The sequence below is a fragment of the Caulobacter sp. P1_B12_2 genome (assembly GCF_056406675.1).
This window is the reverse complement of record NZ_JBFTZS010000394.1, coordinates 1-4,400: the sequence shown is the minus strand read 5'-3', so window position 1 is coordinate 4,400 and position 4,400 is coordinate 1. Positions and strand designations below refer to the sequence as shown.

Here is a 4,400-nt window from a genome sequence, read left to right as displayed (position 1 = left end):
GGGCGACCTGGCGCGCAGCTCGCGCGTCAGGTCGCTAGCCGGCGGCGTCGATGATCGCCAAAAAGCTGTCCGCCCGCAGCGAGGCGCCGCCGACCAGCACTCCGCCCACGTCGGGCGTGCCCAAGATCGCGGCCGCGCCATCTGCGGTCACCGATCCACCGTAGAGGATCGGGATGGGAGCATCGTCGGGAAACAAGCCCGCCAATTCAGCCCGGATCGCCCGATGCATCGTCGCGATGTCGTCTTCCGAGGCTCGCGAGCCCGTGCCGATCGCCCAGATCGGCTCGTAGGCGACCGCGAGGGCTCGACCTGCCGGCGTTCCCAGCAGGGATCCGCGTAGCTGGCGGCGCACGACCTCCAAGGCGTGACCGCCTTCACGGTCGGTCCAGGTCTCGCCGACACAGACGATCGGCTCGAGCCCCGCCTTGATGGCGGCGAGAACCTTGCGCGCGACCAGGTCGTCGTCTTCGCCACGTGCCTGTCGACGTTCGGAGTGACCTAGGATCACAAGCCTTGCGCCCGCCTCGACAAGCAGGTTGGCCGACACCTCGCCGGTGAAGGCGCCGGCCGCCTCAACATGACAGTCCTGGCCGCCGGTCAGGAGGCCGGAACCTTGGACCTGTTTGGAAAGTCTGTGCAGCAGGGTGGCGGGAGGACAGATCGCAACCCGCGGTCCGGAGACCTTGCCGGCCACGGCGGCCGCCACCTTGGCGGCCTCGCGCAGTTGGTCCGAACCGCCGTTCATCTTCCAGTTGCCGGCGATCAGGCGCGCCGAGTCGGGCGTCGAACGCGCCATGGGTCGTGGTCTCGATACCGGAGGGAAGCAGACAAGATGAGGCCCGGGTGTCGAACGACGCCCGGGCCTGCTTTTGGGGCTAGAAGGTGTAGGCCAGGCCGAACCGGTAGGAGCGGCCGTAGGTCTCGGACTCCGCGAAGCGGTTGCGGCTCTGGTAATAGTAGTAGTCGGTCGCGTCGTTGAGGTTGTTGCCCTCGACGAAAATCTCGACCTTGTTGATCCGATAGGCCACGCGAGCGCTGAGCGTGCTGACCTTGTCGAAGTAGATGTCGCTGGCCCCGGTCGGGTCRCCGGTGTTGAGCTCGAACAGGTAGGCCGAACGGTAGGTGTAGGCCAACCGGGCCGAGAAGTTGTACTTCTCGTAGTACAGCTGGGCGCTGGCCAGCCGCTTGGACTGGTTGGGCAGCTGGATCTTCTCCGACCGGTCCGGCACGTTCATCTTGCCCTCGACGAAGGTGGCGTTGAAGTTCACGCCCAAGCCGTCGAACGGCGACGGCAGGAAAGTCAGCGGCTTCTGGATATTGAACTCCAGGCCCGTGACCCGCGCCTTGTCGCCGTTGGTCATCTGGGTGACGTCCGCGCCGACCAGGGCCACGCCGCYGAACGTGCCGCTCTGGGTGGTCGTCGACGAGAAGATCGGGTTCTCGATCCGCTTGTGGAACAGGCCCAGCGAAATGCCGCCCTCGCCCGGGAAGTAGTATTCCAGCGAGCCGTCGAAGTTCAGGGCCTTCTGCGGCTGCAGATCGGGATTGCCGAGCGTGACCTCGTTGTCGCCGGCGCTGACCGCCAGGGTCGGCGCCAGGTCCGCATAGTTCGGACGCCCCAAGGCCGTCGTCACCGCGGCGCGGGTCAGCAGCCGCTCGGAGATGTTGTACTTCACGTTCACGCTGGGGAACCAGTCGGTGTAGTCGTAGGCGCCGAACTGGTTGTAGGTGTCGGTGACCTTCGAGGTCGGCGTGACCGCAATGGCCGAGGTCTTGCCGTCGGTGTGCTCGACCCGCACGCCTGGGATGATCGTCAGATCGCCCCGCGTGACGCTGACCATGCCGTAGCCGGCGGTGATCTTCTCCACGACCTTGAAGTCAGAGCCCAGGGTCTCGACCAGCCGATCCGTTGGCGAGTCGACGAACAGGCCCTTATTGGCGTCGAAATAAGCGCGGGCCAGATTGTAGTCCACGGTCGGACCGAACGTGAAGCGGCCCTTGTAGACGGTGGGAATGGTCGCGTCGGTTTCGCCCACCAGGGTCTCGCCGTTGCCGCGCGTATAGACGTGGCCGGTGGCGTCGGTGAACTTGTCCCGATCCAGGTACTTGGCGCCGAACTTCAGGTAGCTGCCCTCGCCCCAAGCATCCATCGGCAGCTTGTAGTCGGCGCGCACCTGGTTGAGGTTTTCCTCGGCCTGGCGGGTGACTTGCTTGTACTGGCGAAGGTTGTAGGTGCCCGCGGCCAGGGCGGACGCGCCGGCGGTCAGGCTTTCCTGCATGCCGACGGTGCCGACGAAAGTCCCCGTCAAAGCGCCGGTCGAACGGTAGTCGAACTCGTCGCGGATCGGGTCCTTCTTCTGCGACAGGGCATGCGTGCCCTGGACGGTCAGCACGCCCTTGCCGAGATTGAAGTCGCCGCCGAACGCCAGCGTGGTGGTGTCGGTGACCTCGTTGCGCAGGCGCACCAGGTGCCGCGCTGAGGTCGAGGTGATCACCCCGCCGTTGGCGTTGAGCGTGGAGTAGTTGCTGGCAGAGCCCGGGAAGAAGAACCGGAAGCGGTCACGCGTCTCGTTGTCGTCGAACTTCGAGTACATCAGCCGCGCGTACAGCTTGATGTCGTCGTTCGGCCGCCAGTCGAAGTTGGCCACCGCGCCGGAGCGCTTGCGGATCGCCGGGCTGTAGGAGCGCATGTCCAGCTCGGCGGGCAGGTCGACGCCGGCCACGACCTGCCGGCTGCCGGCCAGCACGTCGTCGGACACCGACGGACGCTTGGAATAGTTGCCGGCCAAGACCAGGCCGAACTGGCGATCCGCGCCGAACTTGCCGCCGACCGAGACGTCGCCTTCAGTGGCCTTGGAGTCAGTGGCCTCGAAGGTGCCGCGCACGACCCGGGCGCTGAGGATGTTCTTGCTGCGATCGAAGGCGGTCAGGGTGTTGATGTCGACCTGGCCGGCGATGGCGTTGGCGTCCAGGTCCGGCGTCAGGGACTTGATGACCGTGACCGAGCCGATCAGGGCCGAGGGGATGTCGTCCAGCTTGACGTTGCGCGACTCCGGCTCGGGGGCCGAGGCGGTCTGATTGTTGATCGTTACGTTGGCCAGGTTGGGCTCGATGCCCCGGATGATCAGATAGCGGCCTTCGCCCTTGTCCGTGGCCACCGACACCCCCGACAGGCGACGGACGGCTTCGGCGACGTTCTGGTCGGGCAACTTGCCAACATCGTTGGCCGAAACGACTTCGACGGCGCTGACGGCGTCACGCTTCTTCAGCAGCGAGTCGCGGTCCGAGGCGCGCTGGCCGGTTACCACGACCTCTTCAACTTGAACGGCTTCCTGCGCGGCGGCCACGCACGGCGCCACGATGCAGGAGCTCAGCAGCAGAACGCCAATTAGATTCCTGGATGCCATGACGTCACCCTCCCCTTCTGATCGCCGACTCTCCGCAACGGCGCCATTGGGCGCTCTGGGCCGACGAGCAGACACTACGAACAGATTTTCCATTTTGCAAGTCGAATGGAAAATTTCGTGCATATTGCATTTCGACCGTTCGTTCTAAACGAGCGACACGCCGTTTTCCTACAGGGCGTCGCCGGAGCGTGTCCTCCATTGGATCGAGACAGCCAGCCCGCCAAGGTCCGACCGACCCAGCGCCAGCTCGGCTGACGAGGCCTCGACAAGGTCGCGGACGATCGCCAGCCCCAGACCGTGCCCGGGGCCCGCCTCGTCCAGACGCCCGCCGCGCATCAAGGCCGCTTCGGCCCGCCCTTCCTCCATGCCTGTGCCGTCGTCGTCGATCGACAGGCGCACGCCACCCTCGGCCGCCGCGGCCGTGACCCGCACGCGTCGACGGGCGAAGCGGGCCGCGTTCTCGATCAGGGCGCCCAGCATTTCGGTCAGGACGTCCTCGGCGACCGGGACGCGCAGTCCCGGATCGATCTCGACGTCGAACATCAGCCGCTCGCCTTCGGCCGTGCGCTCGACCACCGCCACCAGTCGCTCGACCGCGGGCAGGATCTCGGCACGGGCGTGGGCGGCCGTTTCGCGCGCGGCGGCGGCGCGGGCCCGGGCCAGCTCGGTTTCCAAAGCCGCGGCCATGGCCTCGATCGCCCGGTCCAGACCTTCAGCGGCGTCGACAGCGCCCGTGGCCCGGGCGCGCCGGCTCTGGGCGGACAGGGCGGCCAGGGGCGTCTTGAGGCTATGGGCCAAATCTCCGGCGCGGCGGCGGGCGCGCAACAGATCGGCCTCGCGGGCCTGGGCCAGGTCGTTGATCGCCGCGATCAACGGCGCGATCTCGCTGGGGTGGTCGTCGGCCATGCGCGCCGAAGGGCTGCCGCGCAGCCGGGCCAGATCGGCGCGAATGCGGGCCAGGGGCGACAGGCCCAGCATGACCTGGACGGTGGC

General features: G+C 67.0%; 3 protein-coding genes. All 3 read right to left on the bottom strand.

All coding sequences use genetic code 11. The features are described from left to right. Positions 1 to 34 precede the first annotated feature (34 nt). Complete coding sequence (gene tpiA, locus AC1DZ6_RS19940) at positions 35 to 796, bottom strand: triose-phosphate isomerase (RefSeq protein ID WP_477098877.1); 762 nt, start codon at positions 794 to 796, stop codon at positions 35 to 37. Between the two features lie 79 nt (positions 797 to 875). Beyond that, positions 876 to 3,407, bottom strand: a complete 2,532-nt coding sequence (locus tag AC1DZ6_RS19935; protein WP_477098876.1) for a TonB-dependent receptor — start codon at positions 3,405 to 3,407, stop codon at positions 876 to 878. 168 nt (positions 3,408 to 3,575) lie between these two features. Beyond that, positions 3,576 to 4,400, bottom strand: an 825-nt coding sequence (locus AC1DZ6_RS19930; protein WP_477098875.1) for an ATP-binding protein, incomplete at its 5' end; no start/stop codon positions are given.

Excerpts from the sequence above, each read along its gene's own strand:
- tpiA (WP_477098877.1), bottom strand. The coding sequence starts at position 796 with ATGGCGCGTTCGACGCCCGACTCGGCGCGCCTGATCGCCGGCAACTGG.